General features: G+C 39.8%; 18 protein-coding genes. 7 read left to right on the plus strand and 11 right to left on the minus strand.

The window, feature by feature from the left end; all coding sequences use genetic code 11:
- Positions 1-114 precede the first annotated feature (114 nt).
- The 4 genes from BUE31_RS19355 to BUE31_RS19370 form a co-directional block, all read right to left on the minus strand.
- Positions 115-681 (minus strand): L-threonylcarbamoyladenylate synthase, encoded by a 567-nt coding sequence (locus BUE31_RS19355; protein ID WP_073405461.1) that lies wholly within the window; start codon positions 679-681, stop codon positions 115-117.
- A gap of 2 nt (positions 682-683) precedes the next feature.
- Complete coding sequence (locus BUE31_RS19360) at positions 684-1,802, minus strand: glycosyltransferase family 4 protein (protein WP_073405462.1); 1,119 nt, start codon at positions 1,800-1,802, stop codon at positions 684-686.
- 201 nt (positions 1,803-2,003) lie between these two features.
- On the minus strand, positions 2,004-2,819 hold the full coding sequence (locus tag BUE31_RS19365; protein WP_073405463.1) for a 2,3,4,5-tetrahydropyridine-2,6-dicarboxylate N-succinyltransferase: 816 nt from the start codon (positions 2,817-2,819) through the stop codon (positions 2,004-2,006).
- A gap of 318 nt (positions 2,820-3,137) precedes the next feature.
- Entirely contained in the window at positions 3,138-3,782 is a 645-nt protein-coding gene (locus tag BUE31_RS19370; protein WP_073405464.1) for a hypothetical protein, read from the minus strand.
- A 300-nt stretch (positions 3,783-4,082) separates the two neighbouring features.
- On the opposite strand from BUE31_RS19370, the gene BUE31_RS19375 reads away from it, so the two are divergent.
- Positions 4,083-4,484, plus strand: a complete 402-nt coding sequence (locus BUE31_RS19375) for an RNA-binding S4 domain-containing protein (protein ID WP_073405465.1) — start codon at positions 4,083-4,085, stop codon at positions 4,482-4,484.
- Between the two features lie 59 nt (positions 4,485-4,543).
- Positions 4,544-5,947, plus strand: coding sequence for an undecaprenyl-phosphate glucose phosphotransferase (locus BUE31_RS19380; protein WP_073405466.1), 1,404 nt, complete (start codon positions 4,544-4,546; stop codon positions 5,945-5,947).
- Between the two features lie 6 nt (positions 5,948-5,953).
- On the opposite strand, the gene BUE31_RS19385 is transcribed toward BUE31_RS19380, so the two are convergent.
- Together BUE31_RS19385 and BUE31_RS19390 are read right to left on the minus strand one after the other, a co-directional pair.
- On the minus strand, positions 5,954-6,436 hold the full coding sequence (locus BUE31_RS19385; RefSeq protein ID WP_073405467.1) for a nucleoside deaminase: 483 nt from the start codon (positions 6,434-6,436) through the stop codon (positions 5,954-5,956).
- 104 nt (positions 6,437-6,540) lie between these two features.
- The gene (locus tag BUE31_RS19390) at positions 6,541-7,134 is read right to left on the minus strand and encodes an OmpH/Skp family outer membrane protein (RefSeq protein ID WP_073405468.1); all 594 of its coding nucleotides are present in this window, start codon (positions 7,132-7,134) and stop codon (positions 6,541-6,543) included.
- 695 nt (positions 7,135-7,829) lie between these two features.
- Between BUE31_RS19390 and gyrB the strand changes: the two genes are divergently transcribed.
- The 4 genes from gyrB (at position 7,830) to BUE31_RS19410 (ending at position 11,631) form a co-directional block, all read left to right on the plus strand.
- Positions 7,830-9,788 carry a DNA topoisomerase (ATP-hydrolyzing) subunit B gene (gene gyrB, locus BUE31_RS19395; protein WP_073405469.1) on the plus strand — a complete coding sequence of 653 codons (1,959 nt, stop codon included), beginning with the start codon at positions 7,830-7,832 and terminating at the stop codon, positions 9,786-9,788.
- A gap of 156 nt (positions 9,789-9,944) precedes the next feature.
- Complete coding sequence (locus BUE31_RS19400; protein WP_073405470.1) at positions 9,945-10,283, plus strand: PadR family transcriptional regulator; 339 nt, start codon at positions 9,945-9,947, stop codon at positions 10,281-10,283.
- Entirely contained in the window at positions 10,280-10,960 is a 681-nt protein-coding gene (locus BUE31_RS19405) for a hypothetical protein (RefSeq protein ID WP_073405471.1), read from the plus strand. The genes BUE31_RS19400 and BUE31_RS19405 overlap by 4 nt, the downstream gene beginning before the upstream one ends.
- Positions 10,957-11,631 carry a hypothetical protein gene (locus BUE31_RS19410; RefSeq protein ID WP_143167182.1) on the plus strand — a complete coding sequence of 225 codons (675 nt, stop codon included), beginning with the start codon at positions 10,957-10,959 and terminating at the stop codon, positions 11,629-11,631. The genes BUE31_RS19405 and BUE31_RS19410 overlap by 4 nt, the downstream gene beginning before the upstream one ends.
- A gap of 147 nt (positions 11,632-11,778) precedes the next feature.
- Here BUE31_RS19410 and BUE31_RS19415 read toward each other — a convergent pair whose 3' ends face one another.
- Positions 11,779-12,186 carry a hypothetical protein gene (locus BUE31_RS19415; RefSeq protein WP_073405473.1) on the minus strand — a complete coding sequence of 136 codons (408 nt, stop codon included), beginning with the start codon at positions 12,184-12,186 and terminating at the stop codon, positions 11,779-11,781.
- A gap of 77 nt (positions 12,187-12,263) precedes the next feature.
- Here BUE31_RS19415 and BUE31_RS19420 point away from each other — a divergent pair, with 77 nt between their 5' ends.
- Positions 12,264-12,986 (plus strand): hypothetical protein, encoded by a 723-nt coding sequence (locus BUE31_RS19420; RefSeq protein ID WP_143167183.1) that lies wholly within the window; start codon positions 12,264-12,266, stop codon positions 12,984-12,986.
- 66 nt (positions 12,987-13,052) lie between these two features.
- On the opposite strand, the gene BUE31_RS19425 is transcribed toward BUE31_RS19420, so the two are convergent.
- The 4 genes from BUE31_RS19425 to BUE31_RS19440 all read right to left on the minus strand — a co-directional run bounded on the left by BUE31_RS19425 (position 13,053) and on the right by BUE31_RS19440 (position 22,771).
- Positions 13,053-13,544: an aspartyl protease family protein gene (locus BUE31_RS19425; protein ID WP_234997867.1), complete on the minus strand. Its 492-nt coding sequence runs from the start codon at positions 13,542-13,544 to the stop codon at positions 13,053-13,055.
- Entirely contained in the window at positions 13,525-15,075 is a 1,551-nt protein-coding gene (locus BUE31_RS19430) for a PAS domain-containing protein (protein WP_073405476.1), read from the minus strand. The genes BUE31_RS19425 and BUE31_RS19430 overlap by 20 nt, the downstream gene beginning before the upstream one ends.
- A 253-nt stretch (positions 15,076-15,328) precedes the next feature.
- Positions 15,329-17,626 carry a translocation and assembly module lipoprotein TamL gene (locus BUE31_RS19435; protein WP_073405477.1) on the minus strand — a complete coding sequence of 766 codons (2,298 nt, stop codon included), beginning with the start codon at positions 17,624-17,626 and terminating at the stop codon, positions 15,329-15,331.
- A gap of 3 nt (positions 17,627-17,629) precedes the next feature.
- The gene (locus BUE31_RS19440) at positions 17,630-22,771 is read right to left on the minus strand and encodes a translocation/assembly module TamB domain-containing protein (RefSeq protein ID WP_083620114.1); all 5,142 of its coding nucleotides are present in this window, start codon (positions 22,769-22,771) and stop codon (positions 17,630-17,632) included.
- Between the last annotated feature and the right edge of the window lie 52 nt (positions 22,772-22,823).

Below are 22,823 nucleotides of genomic sequence, written 5' to 3' on the forward strand. Positions count from 1 at the left end.
ATTTTAATCGCTGATGTTTGCTGATATTTATGATGAAACTGATTCTTTGGGTAACTTAATTGTACTTGTTCTTTTAACCTAATCAACTCAATCCAACTTAAGCAACCCAATCAACTATTTCCTGATAAACTCAAACTTTCCGTCGGGTGCTAAACGCATTATGGTTGACGGTGTTTTTATCTCCATATCGTGCTGGTCAATATCAACAACATAGTCAACCCCGCTGATTATTTCATCCTCAATTTGTGAAAAATATTGAGGTGACGGTTTTCCGCTAATGTTTGCTGATGTGGATACCAACGGTTTGCGTAAACGCTGAATTAGTTGCTGGCAAAATGGGTGTTTTGAAATTCGGATCCCTACACTGCCATCACCGGCAATAAGCGCAGGCGAAATGTTTTTAGCGCCCGGCATAACCAATGTTAAAGGGTTTTCGGCATATTCTATCAAATCGTAAGCCAGCGGGTTTACATCGCTTATATAGCTTTCCAGCTTGTTTTCCGTATCCAGCAAAATGATCATGCTTTTTGCCTCATCGCGCTGTTTTAGCCTAAAAATTTTATTTACAGCCTCGGTATTAGTGGCATCGCATCCTATCCCCCAAATGGTATCGGTAGGGTACAGGATTATCCCGCCTTCCTGGATCACCTTTAAAGCTTTGGCAACTTCGTCTTTTAGCATTGTTAAATGTTGTTATATAATTGCATTAGTTGTGCGCTAAGCCTGCTGTTTTCAAACTTTGCCGCATGCTGCTTTCCCCCGGCTATCATTGTTTGCCTGAGATTTTCATCTGCAAATATACGATTGATCTTTTGTGCAAGGTCATTTTCATCATCCGGATCAACATATAAACTATCCGGGCCACCCGCTTCTTCAAGGCATGAGCCTGTTGCAGCTACTACCGGTGTACCACTGCTTATAGCTTCCAGCACCGGCAAACCAAAGCCTTCATAGCGCGACGGATAAATAAACACCGATGCCAGCTGGTAAATTGCCGGGAGTTCCGGGAAAGTTACATCATGCAAAAAAATCACCCTTCCGGTTAATTTTTTCTCAGTTAAAAACCGTTTAACGACTTCCAAATATTTTGTGGGTTTCCCTACAATAACTAAAGGGATCTCATCAATATGCACCAATGCTTTAGCTGCCAGCAGCAGGTTTTTGCGTGTTTCAATAGTGCCTACACTTAGCAGAAATTTTTCTGGCAAGTTATATTTAGTTTTTACGGCTTCTTTCTGTTCTGCGCTTTGCGGGCTATTAAATACAGGGTCAATTCCCTGGTATAGCACTTCAATTTTACCGGCATCAACATTTAAAAGCTCAACCAGGTCATCTTTTGTTTTTTGACTGATGGCAATAACTTTATCAGCTGTTTTGCAGGCGTATTTAACTTTGGCCGTATAAATGCGCCTGTTTATGCTTCCAAAACTTTCCGGGAGCCGCATAAAGATCAGGTCGTGCACGGTTACTACAGTTTTAATACCGCGTTGTTTTATCCCGGCAGGTAATTCATGGCTCAGCCCATGGTAAATATCTATCCCGTCGCGCTGTAAGTTATTAACCACACCCTTGCTGCGCCACCACGAGGTAAATAACTTAAACTTAATTTTAGGCGCAACCGTTTTTATATTGCTGCAACTCTGCAAAAAGCCTAACCTGTTATTTGCTTTTACCTTTGGCGTATATAAAAAGTATTCATTATCAGGATAATATTGTACCACGTTTTTAACCAGCCACCTGCTGTAATTACCCAGCCCGGTGTTGTTTAAAAACAAGCGTTTTGCATCATATCCTATTTTCATGGGTGGGTTAGTTGAGTGGGTTGATTAGGTTGGATTAGGTTGATTAAGTTAGATTTGGTTGATTAAGTTGGATTAGGTTGATTAAGTTGGACTGGTTGCTCCGATTTTTCTTTTAACCTAATCAACCAATTCACTCACTCTAACTTAATCAACCTATTCTCCCAATCAACCACTCACTTAATCAACCCAATCAACTATTCACTATACCGCCACATTATTTTCACGCAGGGCATCATTCAACGATGTTTTTTTATCGGTTGATTCTTTACGCTTGCCAATTATCAATGCGCAAGGCACCTGGTACTCGCCGGCAGGGAATTTTTTAGTATATGAGCCCGGGATAACTACAGAGCGTGCCGGTACGTGACCTTTATACTCAATAGGTTTATCGTGCGTAACATCAATAATTTTGGTTGATGCAGTAAGTACAACATTAGCGCCCAATACAACTTCACTTTCCAGGTGTACGCCTTCAACAACTATGGCCCTTGAACCTAAAAAGCAATTGTCCTCAATAATAACGGGAGCAGCCTGGATGGGTTCTAAAACACCGCCAATACCTACGCCGCCGCTTAAGTGCACGTGTTTGCCAATTTGAGCGCATGAGCCAACTGTAGCCCAGGTATCAACCATGGTACCTTCATCAACATACGCACCTATGTTTACATATGATGGCATCATGATAACCCCTTTTGCAAGGTGAGCGCCATAACGGGCTATAGCATGCGGCACCACACGAACGCCGGTTTTGGCATAGTCCGTTTTTAACTTCATTTTATCATGAAAAACAAAAGGGCCAACTGAAATTTCTTCCATCTGCCTGGTAGGGAAATACAATATCACCGCTTTTTTTATCCACTCATGAGTATGCCAGCGTGTGCCTATAAGTTCGGCTACGCGCATCTCGCCTTTATCTAATTTTTCTATTACGGTATCAATTGCGTTAACGTATTCATTATAACGCAGCAGGTTCCTGTCTTCCCAGGCATCCTCGATAAGTTTTTTAAGGTCTTGCATCAGTAAATTTAACTTTCAGCAAATTAAAGGATTTTTAAGGAATTTGTTTTACTATGTGTTAACATGAAATTCATAATTAGAAAATTATTATGAACATAAACCTGCAAGTGTATAAAACTTTGTAATTTTGGCTATATTGGGTCAAACCTAGGCAACAGTAATATAGCTTACTTTAAGCGCAAAAAATAAGACTAAGTAATTCAGGATAGAACCAGGTTACAATCATGCAGATACAGCCTAAAAAAAGCTTATGAGCTTAAAGTTTGGCGGGGTTTCCATTGTAGGTATAGGTGCATTTTTGTTGCTGCATAAATAACCCTATTTGTAGTTAAAGGATAAGTTTTTAAGTTCAGTTACAGGGCACTTATAGGAAATGTCTTCAATATTTCCTATAAATAATTCTATAGCCTTAGCAGATGTATTGTGAATGGCTATTCTGTATTCTTTTTGATATTCATATTCAATTGGTTTTTCAAAAACAGTCTTTTTGCCTGTATATTTTGAATAATCAACATATTTTACAAGGCTTAATTTATAAACAAAATTCTTTCTTTTTAAAGCTTGTTCTAATCTTCTAATAAACTCAGCACCTTTAAAAATTATGAGACAATGTGTTCCCATATCTTTCATTTCATCAGGTATGACAATTAATTCTCCAAGCTTATAATTAGCCCGGTCTATTGAATAAAGACAGAAAATATTAACAAAGTATTCAGTTGCCATCTTTTTAATACTTTGATTGTCATAACTAAAATCTTTTAATTCAGCGTTGGGCGTATCAACAAACTTTATTTGAATTATCCCATTTTCAGAATAATCTTGCTCAAATATATTTTCATATACATCCCCTCTGCCAACAGTATCTATGTACTCTGCGAATGTTTGAATACTGTTCAAATAATGATGCCCTTCGTTTTGTAGCCTGGTTAAATACTCATTGTTTGAAAATCTTAGAAAAATCATAAATAAAGGTAACGTATTTTCTTTTCCATAATTAACTTCAAAATCCCGTTTTTTTGCTTAAAAACAAATTTTTTGAGGCTTTTATGGTTTTGAAAAAGGGACAAGAAAAGGGACAAAATCAAGGATTTTTAGAAAAATAATATGCATTTAATTGAATAAAAGCACTTTTTATTTTGTTTTAACGAAAAGGATTTTTAAGGAATTTGTTTTACTATGTGTTAACATGAAGTTCATAATTAGAAAATTATTATGAACATAAACCCGCAAGTGTATAAAACTTTGTAATTTTGACCTCCAGCCATGCCAGTAAAAGAAAAACTTAGAATAGATAAATACCTGTGGGCCATAAGGATGTTTAAAACCCGTACCCTGGCATCTGATGCCTGTAAAGCAGGCCGGGTAAAATGGGATGGCCAGAATATTAAACCGGCACACGAGGTTAAACTGGGCGAAGTGTATCAAATTTCAAAAGGGCCTGATAAAAAGATAGTTAAAGTTACCGGTTTGCTTGAAAATAGGGTTGATGCCAAAACCGCCATTAATTTTTATGAAGATATAACCCCGGTTGAACAAACCCCTGCTTTTAAATCAATGTTCCAGGCGCCGGTGTTAAAACGCGACAGAGGAACCGGCAGGCCAACCAAAAGAGACAGAAGAGAAATTGACGAGTTACAAGATGATTTTTTTAAAAAAGATGCTTAAAGCTTTATCTATATCATTACCTTGACAGACCCATATCGAATTTAATCTGCAAAATTTGAATGATAAACAGACATACCACTTTTTTTAAAGCGTTAAATCTTATAATTGACTACCTGGCATTAAACTTAAGTTTAATAGCTACCTACTATATTGAAAACCGGGCAAATATTTTTTCGGCCGGGAACAGGAAATATCTACCTGTTGTTCTGATCTTTAACCTGATCTGGCTGATGTCGGCCAATATGTCGGGCCTTTATTTAGAAGTATTAAATAAGGACTCAATTTTAACCTTCCGCAACGTATTTCGCACCTATTTCCTTTTTGTAAGCTTTATCTGTTTTACCATACTTATATTAATTGGCTCGGAGGCTTATTTTGTAACCCGTGAATACCTGTTTTATTCATTAGCGCTTTTTGGGTTTTTACTTGGCTTTTGGAAGGTTATCTTCCTGCTGATCAGGAAAAGTGAGCGGGCCTCGCTTATGGATACCCGAAATGCAGTTATTGTTGGAGCCGGACGTACAGGATATGATCTGCACGAATACTTATTGAAAAATTGGGATACAGGATACAGGGTTGTAGGTTTTTTTGATGATGATCCTGCCAGGGTTAGTGACAGTAAAATGTACCTCGGTAATACAAATCAATGCATTACATGGGTTAAAGAACATAAAATAACTGAGATATTTTGCACCTTACCGGTTTCTGAATCAAGTAAGATTGAAAAACTAATGCTTGATGCTGATAAAAATATGGTCCGCTTTAAATCAGTGCCTGAGTATTATGATTACGGGAATAAGCCAACATACATCCAAAGTTTTGGGCAAATCCCGGTAATTTCGGCAAGGGCCGAGCCGCTCGAACATTTACTTAACCGCTTGATAAAGCGATGCTTTGACGTTGTTTTTTCCGTATTTGTTATCGTTTTTGTTTTTAGCTGGATGTTGCCCATCCTGGCTATTTTAATAAAAGCGGGATCAAAAGGGCCGGTATTTTTTGTTCAAACACGCTCAGGCCATAACAACCACCCTTTTAAGTGTTATAAGTTCAGGAGCATGTACGTTAATAATAACGCGGATAAGATCCAGGCTACCCGCAATGATAGCCGCGTGACCAAACTTGGCGCATTTATGCGCAGGACCAGCATGGATGAGCTGCCTCAGTTTTTTAACGTACTGATAGGCAATATGTCGGTAGTGGGCCCAAGGCCGCATATGATAAACCATACGGAGGAGTATTCGGCTTTAATAGATGTTTTTATGGTAAGGCATTTTTTAAAGCCAGGTATTACAGGATGGGCCCAGATAAAAGGCTTCCGGGGAGAAACTAAAACGGTGGAAGCCATGAACCAGCGGGTTGAAGCAGACTTGTGGTACCTGGAAAACTGGTCGTTTTTACTCGACCTTAAAATTATTTTTTTAACAGTAAGGGACGCTTTGGTGGGGGATGAGAACGCTTTTTAAAGTAATTTAATAGTGAGTATTATTAAGCCCAGCTGTTCCCCATTGCTTAAAAACCGGTAATGCTTCATCGCGCAAAAGCTGAACGAAAGGAAGCTTGCGATCTTCCATATTAAATGCTATTTCATTATAAATAAAATGATCGTCAAAGCCAATATCTGCGGCATCAGCTTTGGTATTGGCATAATAAATTTTATCTAACCGGGCCCAATAAATAGCTCCCAGGCACATAGGGCAGGGCTCGCAGCTGGTATAAATTTCGCAGCCTGATAAATTGTAAGTGCCTAACGCTGTACAAGCCAGCCTTATTGCTGAAACTTCGGCATGCGCGGTAGGATCATTTTCGGGGATAACTTTATTGGCGCTGCCTGCTATAACTACACCATCTTTAACTATTACAGCACCAAACGGCCCACCCAGGCCCTGTTTAATATTATATTCAGACAGCTCAATAGCCATCCGCATAAATTTTTCATGTAACTGGTTTTCCATCTACCCAAAATTAAAAAACCTCAGTCATAAGCCGAGGTTTTTCTTTATCTTATTCAAAGCGATAAGCACTTGCAGATCCGCAATATGCACATCTGTATATCAAATTATTTTTTCTCTTTCGTGTATGCGTCGTTTAATTTCTTCAGGAAATCAGCAGTAATGTCAAGGCTTTTGTCGGCAAATAATAAATTGGTATTACCGTTGGTAAAGGTAAAAACCATTTTATAGCCATTATCCTTAGCATATTGTTTGCTGAAATTGTAAACCTTCTCGTATAATTTTTGAGTTTCGCTGGCCTGGTCACTCTGGAACTGGGCGCTTGCGTTTTGCTCATAAGTTTGCAGTTCCTGTCCTTCACGCTGTAAACGCTGCTCAGTTGTAGCGCGTTGGTCTGCACTTAAGCTATTAGCACCTTTTTGATATTCAGCAACCTCTCTTTGAAAAGCCTGTTTGCGGCCACCTACGTCACCCTGGGCAGTTTTACCTTTATCTTCCAAACGTTTGCGCATATCTTTAGCGTAATCGTATTTAAGTGATAAACTATCCTGGTTAATATAAACTATCTCGGGTTTATCAGAGGCAGCGGTTGTAGCAGCAGCTGCTTTATCTGCGGGTTTGTTTTGGTTACATGCTGCTATGCTTCCGGCAAGTAATACACCTAAAGTAATTTTTGTAAAAATTGAAGCCGTGATTTTCATTGTTCTAATTGGTTTTTATTGCGCATTAACGCAAGAAATTTTGATCTTTTTAATTTATGTAAATTTTGACAAAGATAAACTTTCAACACAAGTATCCTAATTTAATGTGCGGAGGGGAGAAATGATGTGCAGATGTGCAGATATGCGGATGTGCGAATGAAAAAGATGTGTGGATAGATGAGATGTGCGGATGTGCAAATGTGCGGATGTGCAGATATGCGGATGTGCGGATGTGCGAATGAAAAAGATGTGCGGATGTGCAGATATGCGGATGTGCGAATGAAAAAGATGTGTGGATAGATGAGATGTGCGGATGTGCAAATGTGCGGATGTGCAGATATGCGGATGTGCGGATGTGCGAATGAAAAAGATGTGTGGATAGATGAGATGTGCAGATATGCGGATATGCGAATGAAAAAGATGTGTGAATAGATGGGATGTGCAGATATGCGGATATGCGAATGAAAAAGATGTGTGAATAGGCAAATGTGCGGATTGGAAAAAACGGACATGCGGGGTTTAAGTTTTTTAGCCTTTTATACCTATTTTGAACTTTACATTGTGATACATCTCCACATCAATTCCTCATCCGCACATTTGCATATCTGCACATTCGCACATCAATTTTACTTATCCACAAATGCGGTAATATGGGGTATTTTTCGTACTTTTGAAGGTTATTGTTTTAACCATATATGAGCGAAGAAAATCAAGACAAATCAAATTATTCAGCAGATAATATACAGGTTTTAGAAGGTTTAGAGGCGGTGCGAAAACGCCCATCCATGTACATTGGAGACACAGGCGTTAAAGGCCTTCACCATTTAGTATATGAAGTTGTTGACAACTCGATAGATGAGGCGCTGGCCGGTCATTGCGACACTATCAAAGTTGTAATTCAAAAAGATAATTCAATTTTAGTTTCGGATAACGGCCGTGGAATCCCAACCGGGATCACGACTAAAGAAAAGCGTTCGGCATTAGAAATTGTAATGACCGTTTTACACGCCGGTGGTAAATTTGATAAGGATACTTATAAGGTATCAGGAGGTTTACACGGTGTGGGTGTTAGTTGCGTTAATGCGTTATCAACACATTTAACCGCCCTGGTTTACAGGGAAGGAAAGATCTGGACACAGGAATATGAAAAAGGCAAGCCAATGTTTGACGTAAAAACTATTGGCGAAACCGACAAAAGGGGCACAACCATAATTTTTCAACCCGATCCTGAAATTTTCAGTCTTACTACCGAATATAAATATGATACGCTGGCAGCCCGTTTGCGCGAGTTGGCCTACCTGAATAAAGGGATCCGCCTGTCATTAACTGATGAGCGCTATCCTGAAGATGACGGCACTTTTGTTACCGAAGAGTTTTACTCGACCGGTGGATTAAGCGAGTTTGTTAAATACCTTGATGGAACACGTTCAGCTATTATTCCTGAACCAATTTATGTTGACGGTATAAAGAATGGCATCCCGGTAGAACTGGCTTTGCAGTACAACGATACTTATTCAGAAAACGTGCACTCGTACGTAAACAATATTAATACTATTGAGGGTGGTACCCACGTTGCCGGTTTCCGCCGCGGATTAACGCGTACTTTAAAGGCTTATGCCGATAAAGAAGGCTTATTGAAAAATATGAAGGTTGAAATTACAGGTGATGACTTCCGCGAAGGGATGACCGCTGTAATTTCAGTTAAAGTTCAGGAGCCGCAATTTGAAGGGCAAACCAAAACCAAGCTGGGTAACAACGAGGTAATGGGCGCTGTTGATATTGCGGTAGGAGAAATACTGGGTAATTACCTGGAAGAGCACCCCCGCGAAGCCAGGATGATTGTTAATAAGGTGATACTTGCCGCTACTGCCCGTGCCGCTGCCCGCAAGGCCCGCGAAATGGTGCAGCGCAAAAGCGTAATGAGCGGATCTGGTTTGCCGGGTAAGCTATCTGATTGTGCTAATAGCGACCCTGCATTGTGTGAGCTTTACCTTGTGGAAGGTGACTCGGCGGGTGGCACTGCCAAACAGGGCCGTAACCGCGAGTTTCAGGCTATTTTGCCTTTGAGGGGTAAGATCCTGAATGTAGAAAAAGCCATGGAGCACAAGATTTACGAGAACGAGGAAATAAAAAATATGTTTACAGGCCTTGGTGTTAGCATTGGTACACCTGAGGATGATAAGGCATTAAACATAACAAAGCTGCGTTACCACAAAATAGTGATAATGACGGATGCTGACGTGGATGGATCGCACATTACTACCTTAATATTAACCTTCTTCTTCCGCTACATGAAGGAACTGATTGAATTTGGTTATGTATATATAGCATCTCCGCCTTTATACCAGGTTAAAAAAGGAAAAGAATTTGAATATTGCTGGACAGAAGAGCAACGTGAGGCAGCGGTTCAGAAATTAAAAGGTGCCGGTAAAGAAGATAGCGTACATATACAACGCTATAAAGGTTTGGGTGAGATGAACGCCGAGCAACTGTGGGAAACTACCATGGACCCTGCAAGACGTACTTTAAAACGTGCAAGCATTGAAAACGCAGCTGAGTGCGATCATACCTTCTCTATGCTTATGGGCGATGAAGTTGCCCCGCGCCGCGAGTTTATTGAGAAAAACGCGAAATACGCAAGAATAGATACATAGGAAGAATCTTCCTTAACAGACTTACGAAGTTTAAAAACTTCGTAAGTCTTTGAATGCCCCGCCAATTAAAGCGGGGCTTTTTTATTTTCAATCGCTATGCCTTTAAATTTATATACATAATTTTCTTATGTATATAAATTATTTTATATTTGTTGTATGAGTTCTAACCCAATGCTGAAAGGCACTTTGCAAACCATCATTTTAAAGCTGTTGGAAGATAACAGCCAGATGTACGGTTATGAAATAACCCAAAAGGTGAAAGAAGTAACCGCAGGCGAGTTTATCCTTACCGAGGGTGCACTGTATCCTGCCCTGCATAAACTGGAGGCCGATGGCATGCTTGAAACTTTTACCGAGGTTGTTGATAGCCGGGTGCGTAAGTATTATCGCCTTACAGAACAGGGTGGAAAGGAAGTTACCGATAAGCTAAATGAAGCACAGGTTTTTATTGAACAGCTTCAGCTTTTGTTAAACCTTAAACCTGCAGTAAAATGAAACCAGGCCCGCAACAAAAACAACAATTACAGGAATACCTGCGAAAAGGATTGAAATATCGTGAAACGTATGAGGAAGTATATGATCATATACTTGCTGCTTTAGCATACAAACCAGAAACTTCAACGTTTAATAGTACTGTTAATGAAATAATCAGGGATGATTTTGGCGGCAGCAAAAATTTATGGCGGATAGAAGAGAGCTTTCGTAAATCTGTAGCGAAAGATATGAGCAAGCAGTTTTGGCAGCTTTTCAGCGCATATCTGAAATTTCCGTTAGTGGTATATACGGCAATAATTTCTGCAATTGTTTATTATATAATTTACAATATAAATGTTCAGCCTGTAGCTTTTGAGCGCATCTTTATTCTTTTCGCTTTCCTGCCGGCTCTGTTGGTGCCAGTTAGGTATTACAAAATAGGCTATATATTTAAGGATACAAAAAAATCAGTAAGAGACAATATTTTTATCTGGATAGCGCAGTTTCCGCTGCGGCTTTGTATTTGCAGCAATATGCTGTTGCTTATTTATCATAAAGCTGACTTTTCTTTTTTAGGGAGCCTAGAGCCTCTTATCCTTACAATTATCATTGTTGCCGAAATTACACTATCGTTAGCTGTTATAAAACTGAGTAGCGCTGAGTTCAAAATTATTAAATCTTTAACCCACCAGCAATGAGTTTGACAACGCGGGAGTTAGACTGGATAAATAAACGAATGGATTGGTATGGTATTAAGTTCCAGGAGATCTTTGATGAGATGGCAGATCATATTATCTCAGCTATTGAAGTTGAAAGGGCGGAGGGTGATCAGCGCACCATAGATATTGTTTTTGATAAAGTAACTGCCCGCGATTTTGGGGGCTACCTTGGAGTGGATAAGATTGTAAAAACATATGAGTATGCTTATAGGAGCAAAATAAGAAAAGGTATGTTCGAAAACTTTAGTTTTTATCTTAATAAACCAACCATTGCTACTATAGCACTGCTCATTATAGCGGGGTTTTATCTGCCCCGTACTAAAATAACAATTCTGATAATGCTGATCGGGTTATTATTAACCGCAATAATTCCATTGGTTTATGCCTACAGAAACTCTCCCCCAATAAAACTTGATGATGGCAAGCAATCAATTATCCAGAGCTATATGAAAAGCCGGGCGTTATTTTTACTGACGCTGATAAATTTAATACTCTGCGTAATTGGCGGTGCGGCACGTACCTGGGATATATCGTTTTTAAACCCTGCACATTATCATCCGGTGGTTTATTTGCTGCTCTTATCCTTTTTTATCATCTATGGGTTAAGTATAATGCGGTTATGCAGGCAGGAGTTTAAAATAGCGGGGTAAAGGAAGAGCTAGCTCTTCACGAGCGAAGCTGTTCCCTTCTTGAGAGGGGCCTTAATATACAAATTTACACTAGCTTTGGGCGAACTTTAGTAAATGAAAGTAGTTGAAAATAAGGTGGATGAAGAAGTTTTTCATTAAAAGGAAGTTTTAATAGTGACCCAAATCTACCAGCTGTTCTAAAAGCGATTCTCCCATTTTATCGAAGTTTGGCCTTGTACGCCCGAAAATATTGTAGGGCAATCTCATTTTTTCTTGAAAATCAATTTCAACATTAATAAACGTATCTGAACAAAACTTAGTTAGTATTGGCAAATCCGTTTCTTCGGTTCCAAATTCCGATATGTCCGAGAGTGCTTCACGCACATAGCCAAAAACTTCTTCATTATTTTTATTCACCGCATATACTCTATATCTGCACAATAAGCCCCGGTGTTCTTCAAAAACACCAACAATAGCCACCGGGTCAATTACAAACGGAATATTACTAATATCATCTGCTTTTGATATATCTGAATCAAAACGGATGGGCTTGCCTTTAGGCCAAGATAGTTTCATATATCAAATATACCATTTTCCTAAGCCCTATTTTACACTGGTTATGCGTAGATTAGATGTGTAAAAACCTTGATCTTATGGATTTGGATTATTTTGAAGTTTTAGAATATTTAAAGGTAAATGATGGCTTAAATAAAATGGTAAGCATCGAACCATTAATTGACAAAGCCGTTCCTAATGCGCCGTCCTTTGATGAATGGATGCACACAGCTATGAAGCAGGTTAATAAAGTACTTTTTAAACTCGAAGAAGATAAGTGCATAAAGGTAGCTGATAGAGCAAGCCCTAATGGTAGTACATATAGCTGGAGTATTGTAAAAGCAATTAGTGCTGAATTAACCCAAGAGGGAAATTCAACCATCAATAAGCACATTCAAGACAAAACTAATCAGAAACTAAATCAGGCATTGTTAGATAGTCATTCATCCACAATGACTACCAACGAATCGGTTCGAGAGGTAAACAAATCGGTAATTGATACTAATAATTCTATGCTTACCATTTCGACCGAACAATCAGCGGCAAATAAAATAATAGCTACAAATTCAACAACACAAACAACTATCTTAAATAATCAAAAATGGATTCTATGGGCATCTGTTGCTGTGGCTTTTTGCAGTGCATTTATATCGTATCTTAATTACCGGAAAGACGTACCAAACAGTCAGTTAATACAAGAATTAAAAGTGACAAACAAACGCATAGACAGCCTATCGCACAAATTATCTAAAACAAAGATTGACTCATCTGCGGTGTTAAGAATAAAGAAAACGGAGACTAAAGCCGACACCAAGAAGTAGCTATTTGGGTTTTTATGTAAACTCGTATATTGTTGCTCTCAAGAGGGGAACAAAAAAGGCACACCCCTAACCCCTCTTAATAACTGAACTATCTTTTCTCAACACAAGCTTTCCCTTACCATAATCAATAACAGCCTTATACTTCATCAGTATATCTCCTCCTAAAACGCCTAAAACTTCGGGATGACCTAATTGGCCATAAGCGATGTTGATAGTGGAAAGATCAAGTACGGCAACCTCAAATTCATCAATTAAAAGCTTACCAACGTACATGTCTGTAACTATGGCGGTTGATGATTCCATGTTGCTGGTGCCAAGGCCGGTTGAAAGCCTGTCGCTTATGGTTACAACGGCATGCTCATAAGCCCGGAGCAACATGGTTTTATCAAAAGCTGTTTTTGAGGCGCCGGTGTCTAAAACCACGGTGAATTGCTTCCCGAAAACCTTGATTTTAACCAATGGATGAAAACCATCCTCGTGCAGGTCAATAATTTGTAAAGGAATGGTAACTCTCTTCTTTACCGTATGTTTTGTAGTATCAATCATGATCTGATGCATCCTCCGCCATTTCAATAATTATAGTATCCATCCGGTTTAGCTCATTCTGGATATGCGTAAATACTTCGGAGTCCTTTGGGGCATCTTTAAGCATTGCTACCAAGCCCTTTAAATTTGCTAAAGGGCTTCTTATCAGGTGCGATTGTTTCCAGGCCATATCCTTTATGCTGTTAATATGGTTCTGGATCCTTTCATAAGCGCTTTTTAAATCGTTTTCGGCATGAAGTTTTTCTGTAATATCGTTTGTCATCGAAAGCCTCACCGGCCGGCCTTCAAATATAATATCATGCGAGATGATGTGAACAAACATGATGGTTCCATCCTTTTTAAGGTGCCTCACAATGCGTACACTATTTGAGCTAACCTCTTGCCGGTAAGTTTCCAGTTGTTGTTCAAGATCTTCTTTGGGCCTTAACGTTTTAGCATCCATGTTCAAAAGCTCGTCCTTTGCGTAGCCATAATGTTTTGCTGCAGCATCATTTACAGCTATTACTGTTTGGTCATCTTTTGTTATCATCCACATTGGCATGGGATTACTGTCAAAAAGCAATTTATACTTTTGTTCTGATGATCTTAATTCCTCTTCGGCTTTTTTTCTTTCACTAATATCTATCATAGAGCCCATAATTGTGGGTTCTCCACCAATAATGGCACGGCTTCCATAAAATTCAACCCAATTGCTTGTGCCATCTTTTTTATTGCCCATTGCTTCATAATGGATACTTTCAATTTCGCCACTCATGCGGCGCCTTACATTTTCATTAGCGGTGGCGCGGTAGCTTTCATGAAATATTGTTTCTATTTTAAATGAATTGACCATTTCGTCGGGCTCGTAACCGAAAATTTCCGCAAACCTGGGATTTACATAAACAAAATGACCTTTTTGAACTATATAAACACCAACAATTGATTTTTCAGCAATAGACCTGAATTTTACTTCGGCTTCCCTAAGTTCTGATTCCATTTTTTTACGGTCGGTTATATCTCGTGCAATAACCATTATACGGTCGGCAAATTTTTTCACATTCACCTCCACGGTAAATATCTTTCCATTTTTCCTTATAAATCTTCTTTCACGAACTATGGACTCTTTTGTGCTATCCATTTTTTTGGGTAAGGGGTCGGTCTCTAGCTCGCCGGGATCAACTATCGATTCAATGTTTAACCGCAGTAATTCTTCCCGGCTATAGCCCATCATTTTGCACATGCTGGCGTTTACATCGGTAAAGCTTCCGTTTAAATCCAATATGTAAATGGCATCGGAGGCTTGTTCAATAAGTGAGCGGTACTTCTCCTCGCTTTTTTGAAGATCCTTTGATCTGTCCTTATTGATCCGGATTTGTGTGTAAAGCAGTATCGTACCCACTACAATGTGACAAAGGGGGAAATAGAATTTTGTAAATATTGAGCTTGTTATCAGGCTTTTAAGTTCGGAAATATCAAACAGCCAAACTAATATCGCTAAACACCCTGTAATGGTAGATAGTATGGCTATTACTAAAACCGTTATATTTCTTTCTTGCTTATACATTTAAGATGACAGGTTTGGCATAAAAAGTTATAGTAAAACAGCATTTGTGTACAAGGATAATCAAATTATTGCTGCTACTAAAGTTAAAATTAAAAGTGCATTAAATTGGATTTACCCATAAATTACCGGCAAAGTTATAGCAAATAAGGCTACAGACGTAAGAGAATGATGACAAAAATTGTGGGTGGCGCCCGATGTTTCAACGTGAGAATAAAATCACTAATTCACCAAATAAAATAAATCACTAATTAAATTAAAACGGATACCCGATAGCCAGGTTAAATATCATGTTACTGCCCTGCCATTTAGCATTGGTAAAGTCAATACCATTGATCACTCCACGCTGGCTGGCAGGTAATTGAGGCTTAATTAAAGGGAAGCCAAAGTCGGTACGTAGAACAAGAACAGTAAGGTTAAAACGTAAGCCAAAGCCGGCATCAACAGCCATCTGGTTGATAAAGTTTGTGCCAAATGCTGCGCCTGGCTGAAGCTTATTAGGTCGCAATAACCATATATTGCCAGCGTCTACAAATAAAGCGCCTTCAACAATGCTGAATAATTTAGGCCTGTACTCTGCGTTGGCCTCTATCTTAATGTCGCCAGATTCATCAGCTGTGAAACTGTTTGATCCGGTTATGAGGGATGGAGGCAAATTATAGGCTCCCGGACCTATTGACCGTGCCTGGAAACCGCGCAGGCTGTTTGGTCCCCCTATAAAAAACTGCTGGCTGTAAGGTAAAACAGTCGAGTTGCCATAAGGCAGGCCAATACCCACCAAAAAACGAGTTGCAATTTTACTGTTGGGGCCTAATTTGTGAAAAAACCTGATCTCATTTTCAAGCTTTGTATACTGGTTAAACGGCGTACCAAACAGCTTGCTTACTTTTCCTTTTAATGTATCTGCTCCTGTTATTATACCTAATAAATTCCCTGATAAGCTTACTTTGCCATTGTAATAAAATGTATTGGTGCGAAAATCCTCCGTAGTATTGGTATAAGTGTACCCGTATGAAGGGCCAAAAGTAAACTGGTTGTTAATTACGTGTGCCAGGGCAGGGTTTCGGGTTTTGGCAATACTATCCCTGTACTTTTGGCTAATACTCGCGGCATCCACATAGGTTATATTGATCAGGTTTAAATCGTGCTGTTTATGGATACCCGGTTTCCATGAATACCCGAAAGATGTGTTAAACGAATTTAGGGTATAAAGCTTTGTGCGGTTAATTAACGTGTAACCTGCTGTTAAAATAGTATGCGGGATAAATGCATTATCCGTATTAAAATTGAACGGACTTATAAACCGGGGCCATGAAATACTGGGCTGGATACCAGTTTGGTAAACATTATAACCATTGCTGTTTCCGCCAAATTGTATATCGGTACTGGCGAACAGGGTTAGCGTAAATAATTCCGCCCCTTTAAAAGTATTGCGGTTTTTAAAGTTCAGGTTTACCTGTGCACCATTATAATTTGCTGATGTTTGTCGCCCCAACAGATCAAGTGATAACGATTTTCTTTTATATTGCGTTAGCTGATAATAGATATCAAGGAAAGCAGAATCAGGCGTAACATCTTCAAACCTGTTTTTTACATAGCTAAACGGCCCGAGGTTTATCATCCTGTTTAGTGAATTATTATGCTCCGTACGGTTGTAAACCTCACCGGGTTGTAACAGCACTGCATTTTTAAACACAAACGGTCTTACTGTTTTCCGTGGATCGATAACATTATACCAACGGTATTTTACTACGGAATCTAATTTTAAGGAAGTATCACGTAATTTATAATTCGGGTACAGGTAAATGTTCCTGATCTTGTAGATCCACCTGGCTTCATCAGGCGTAGCATCTTTAACCTTTACAAACATATCAATCTGGTGATTGACAACTGTGCTATCGTATCGCATTATCAGGTCTTCGGGAGCAAAGTAAAAAAAGCCCTCTTCCTTTAAACGGGCATCAATTCTCAGGCGTTCATTTTTAATTACGTCGAGATTATACTTATCACCAGGTTTAAGGAAAGTTTGTTTTGATGTACCGGTAACGGCTGTATCAAGGTCATCATTATCAGCAGGGAATTTTATAGAACGGTAATGGTATGATGGTCCTGCATGCACTGTGTAAACCGCTTTTGCCGTTTTGTTTTTACTAACCGTATCACCATTTACCTGGGCTAAAAAATAGCTTACATTTTGTAGCCGGTTCTGTAATATGCTGCTATTTTTTACCATATCAACACTGCTTACTAAAACAGGTGGTTCGCCAATATGTGTATTAAGGTAATGCCTTAGTCCGCTTCTTTTATTGGTGCGGGTTTTGTTATAAACCCATAGCTTAAACTTTAAGCCCAGTATGCTGCCATTAGGTTGTGGCCTTAACAAACCTTCCAAATCCTCTTTTAAAGCACTTACCTCGCTTTTCTTCAGATCCTTATCATCAATTTTTATTTCGCCACCTGTATACAGCTTCTGGCCCGGAGCCAAATACTTTGTATTGCTGCAGGCGCTTACAAAAAGGGCTAAAAAAATAAATAAATATCTAAGCCTGGCCATAGTTTAGTTTGCTGGTGGTTTGTTGTTAATAGGTTGCACAGGTGCTGCTGTTGAATCGGCTTTTTTATTAGCTGCCTTTTGCGCGTTCTTTATTTCCTTTTGTTTGTCGTTATATTCTTTTTGCAGCTCCCTGTCTTGTTTTGATTTCCTGGTGAACAATTCTTTAAACCGGTTATACTCATAGGTTAGGGTAAAGCCAACACCGGTTTCAATAACCTGCCCTTCCACCACAATAAACTGATCGCGGCGGTAAACGCGTACCATATAGCGGCCATCCTTGGTTATTTTATAATTTACCGATACGTTGCCGGCGATATCAGTCGATTTTTGTCCCGGCTGGTTTTGCCCTTCCAAATTAAAGTTGTTGCCAACCGTTACCGTTAACCGGTCATTAAGGAATTGCTTGGACAAGCCCACATTCAGATCTGTCCGGTTTTGTTCCGTTCCGGTAGAGTAATCTTCACCCGAAGTAAGGTCGAAGCTTAGCTGTACGCCACCTATCAGGTTACCAGCCAGCTTATTTAGCTGCTCAGATAACAGGCTGCTTACACTACTGCGGATAGCCCCGCCAATGCCTGCATTACCGCCCAGGCTCTGAAAGGGATTATCGCCAATAAAGTGGCCAAGTACCAATACCCCTAATACCTGTTTGTTCAATTCATTAGGGTCTTGCCTTATTTGCGATAGCCGCGCATTAACGGTGGAAACAACATCCGGCGATACTGTATATGAGTCATCAGGCAATACTATGTCAAAGCTTATATCTGGTTTTAACAGCTCATTTTTCAGGCTCAGGTTAACATTAAAAGGCAACTTTTGCTTATACATGGTAGCATTCTGATCACCGCCAAGCTGCTGACTTACCAAATCAATAGGGGGGACGTTTGCTATGTAAGTAGCTGTAAGGTCAATATTGGCACTGGTGGGATCGCCGGTCCAGGTAATAGTACTGCCCGGCTTAAAGTTAAATTTACGTTTAACCGTTGCGTAAGCTAAATTGTACGAACCCTGGTTTACTTTGTAGGTGCCCGTAAGGTTTATCTTTCCGCTTGGGTCAATAGCCCCGTTCAGGTTGGCTTCGCCCTTAAGTTCAACCACATCGCCGCTACGCTCATCAACCACAATAGTAAATTTGGCGTTTTTATTTACGGTGATGTTTGCTGTTACATCAAGCCCTATAACGTCTGATTTTCGGAGAGAATCCAGTTGTTTGGCTAAAAATATGGAATCGAGCTTTGGCGCATTTGGGTTTATCACCTCAACAACACCCTGCCGGTCTTCTATCCCCGGGTCACTCTGGGGCAGCACAATGGTTAAATCGGTTTTATCGTTAACAGTAAGATTTGCGTCAACAACCGGCTTAGCCATATTACCACGAATGCGAATGCGGGTATCAATAAACAGCTTGCCGTAATATAATTTATTATCATCCTGAGTTGAATTGATAACCCTGAAATTGGTAGCATTGATATCCAGGCCAAATTTAAAATCAGTAAACGTTTTGGTATAGAGTGTACCAGTTACCACAGCTTTATTACCCAGCGAGTCAATAAGAGTGAAATCATTGAACAGGATGCCGTCATTATTAAACGTTATGCTTTCTTTCGGCATGGTAAAGTAGGAATTTAACATAGATACGTTAAAACCAACCTTATTAAAATTAACATCGCCCCTTACAATTGGAGCGGTTGTAGTCCCGGTTATTTTCAGCTGCCCGCTAATATCGCCGCTTGCACGCCTTATGCTGCCAAAACTAAAGCCCTCAATGCTTTTCATTTTCAGGGTGATGATATTCAGGTTCATGTCAAGCTTGCTTTCGGGGGCGGTATAATACAAGCCGTTTAAGTTAACCTGGTTGCCTTTGCCGGTAACGGTAACATCAGCAGCATAAGCATTTGCTGTTTGGTTATTAACCTTAAGGGCTATATTGCCTACTGTATCCGTTTTAAAATTAAAATCCTTAATATTTAATGCCGCTGTAAGTACCGGCGATTGCTGGAAATTGCTGATATGTGCGTCCCCATCAATAACGCCGCCAACCTGTAATGAGTCCTGCTGGGCAGCAGTGGTAAGGGTTTCTATTTTAAAGTTTTTAAAGCTTACCGTAATTGGGGCGTTATACTCCTGGGTATCGCTGTTAATACTTAATACCTGGTTGCTGTTTGTAAGTGCAAAATCACGGGCCATAATGCCTTTGCTGCCAAATTGCAGCGCATTGTTTGAATTAACTGCCCATTGGGTATAGTTCAGGATCAGGCCATCCTGTAAAAAGCTAAACTGGTACTCGTTTGGTAAAACGCTAAATACCCCTGCCATGCGGTAGCGTTCCTTTTTAGCGGCATCACGAATCTGTAAATTAACATTCAGCTTGTTGTTCTGTGCACTACCAGTTACGCTGGTGTATAACAGATCAATGCTTGATGACGCTTTTATCTTATCTACAGTAAAGCTGTAATTAAGTGCGTTGTTTTGGGTATTAACCGCCAGTTTCATGTTATCTACAATGTAGGTTCCATAAATAACCTTTGGCGCTGTTCCGTCAATGGTTAAATCACCGGCCTGGCTATCAAAATGTCCGGTTATATTTACCGGGTCGAGCCTTTTTAGGTCCGGTGCAAATTTCTCTGTTAATGGTGTTTTAACCAGGCGGAGATCAAACTTAAATTGCTGCGGCGAGTATTGAGGTTTGACTGTTCCCGGAGCCTGCGCCAATTGGGTGTTATAATATTTATTGATCAGATCCTCCATCGCCGGGGCTAACTCGGTAAGCTTATATTTACCGGCCATGTGGGCATTAAGCATTGGCGCTTTTAACCTGAGCGTGCTGCTATCAGCATTAGCTGTTGAAACCAGGCTGATGGTATCCAGCCTTGTCACCTGGTTTTTTTGAGCCACCAGCAGATCTATTACCTGGATATTGGCATTCAAATAATCCGGATCGGCAGTTGGCACATCGGCAATAATTTTACCATGAATGCGCATGTCATCCTTAGTAAAGTTCAGATTTTTCAGGTTGATGCTGTCCAACTGTAAAGTTGCCGCTACTGCCGGATATTTTTTGTTCATATCAGCCTTGCCATCAAGCGTAAAGCTAATATTAGGGTCCTTCATGGTGGCTTTGGTTGTGTAATTACCATCATGGGCAGTGCCCGTCATTACCAAGTTTTGGTAGGTATAACCTTTAACATATGCCTTTACCACATCGCCGCTAAATTGCAGGTTTGCCTTTTTCGGGTCAAGACTTACGCCTTTTACATTTGCTGTTGCGGTTATGCCGCCAACCGTTTGCGGCTGTTTAATTAATGCACCAACATTAAGGTTATTGGCTTTTATGTCGGCAGTATAGCTTTCATGGCCTTTATTGTTGCCGTTCTTCATGCCTGCCACCAAATCAACAGCGCCATAGGTGGAGCGCAGGTTCATTTTAGTATTAAAATCATACATACTGCCTTTAAAGGTACCTTTCAAATTTAAATTGGCAGGGATGCTTATCGAAGCCGGGATCATTGAAGCTGCAACCAGTTTTGATATGTCTGCGCTGCTGGTAGTTAAATCGTCAATAGTTACATCAAAATAAGACTTATTGATATTCGGCAAGCCCCTCATACTTGCTGAAGCTTTGATATGGGTATTACTTAAACCCTTAACTTCAAGATTCGGGATCCGCAGATCGTTTACTTTGCCAATAACCCTGCCGTCAATCCTGAAAACAGCATTAGGCGAATGTTTAAACGGCTCCATACTTGCCATAGCTGGCATCAGCAGCAATACATCTTTTAAGCCCAGCTTGCTGCCATCTAAATTGGCATTAATGTAAAGCTGCCCCAGGTCATTTGTAATTGCCTCAATTGACGGATAGCTAACCTGCAATTGTTTTTGCAGCACGGTTTGCGGTGTTTCAACCAGCAGATTGTTCAAATAAGCGCTCTTGGGTCCGTATAAAAACGAGGTGTGGAATTTTTGGATGATGAGTCCGCTTTTTTCGGCGAATGTAAATGAGTTGATCTTCCCTTTTATCGTATCAGTGCTATATGCAATATTCTCTGCATCGGCATTCAGGCTTGTGATGTTCATGTGTGCAAAATCAAGTCCTTTGGCTATGGGCGCCTGCGCATCATTATCAAACCGGATGTTATCATTAATGAGGCTTATTTTTCCAAGGTTGGCCCTCCATCCTTTGGTGCTTTTAGGCGATGCTACCAGCGTATCCAATTTTTTTATAGCCTTAACGACGGTTTTTTTAACAGATTCAGGTTTGGCGAACACTATGCCTGCTTTGGTATCGTTCAGCTCGATATTTTTTATGCCTACGATTTGATTTTTAAGGTCGATCTTATCCATTTCCACCAAAAACTTACCCAAATTAACCTTACTGCTCATGTCTTTGCTGCGGTAATCAACCTTTACTTTTGATACATCAATGGCGCCCAGGTTAAGCGTCATGTTGATAGGGGTGGTAGTAGTATCAACCGGGATTACTTTAGTACCATCGGATGTTATTGGGGTTTGGATAATGCGGGCGTCAAGATCAGACAGGTTGATCTTTGGGATAGTAAATTTCATCTTATCCAGATCAAAATCCTTAATCCGGGTATCAAAATGGCCAAGAATGAATTTTACATCATTACCGCTGATCTTATCTTTAAAGGAAATGTTGATCTTATCGAGGATGATCTTATCGATAGAAAATTTCATGGTGGATGCTGTGTCCGTTGGCTTTACCTCTTTTTTCTGTTCACCTGCAAAGGCTTTGGTAATATAGTCGAAGTTGAAAGCACTGTCGGCACCGCGGCTGATGTTGGTAGTAATGCCCTGCAGGTTAATTTCATTTATCTCAACCTTATTATCCAGCAGCTTAAACAGGCTGATATCCACTTTAAGTTTTTCGCCGGCTATCAGGGTGTCTTTGTGCTGATCTTCAAAGTATACGTCTTCCAAAACAATAAGCTTAGGCAAGCCCAGGCTGATGTGCCCTATTTTTACGGGCGTATGAATTTTACCTTGTATAAAAGAAACTGCTTTATCTTTAACAAAGTTTTGAACGGCAGGAACCTGTATTAAGATTACGATGAGTAATACCAGGAAAATGACACTTGCAATTATCCAGAGTATGGTTTTTAGGGCTATTCGTCCAAATCGTTCCAATGGTATGAATTTTTCAAATGTGAGCTTGCTTTAGTTCTTTAAATATAATCAA

The sequence above is a fragment of the Mucilaginibacter sp. OK098 genome (genome assembly GCF_900142915.1).
Lineage (GTDB): Bacteria > Bacteroidota > Bacteroidia > Sphingobacteriales > Sphingobacteriaceae > Mucilaginibacter.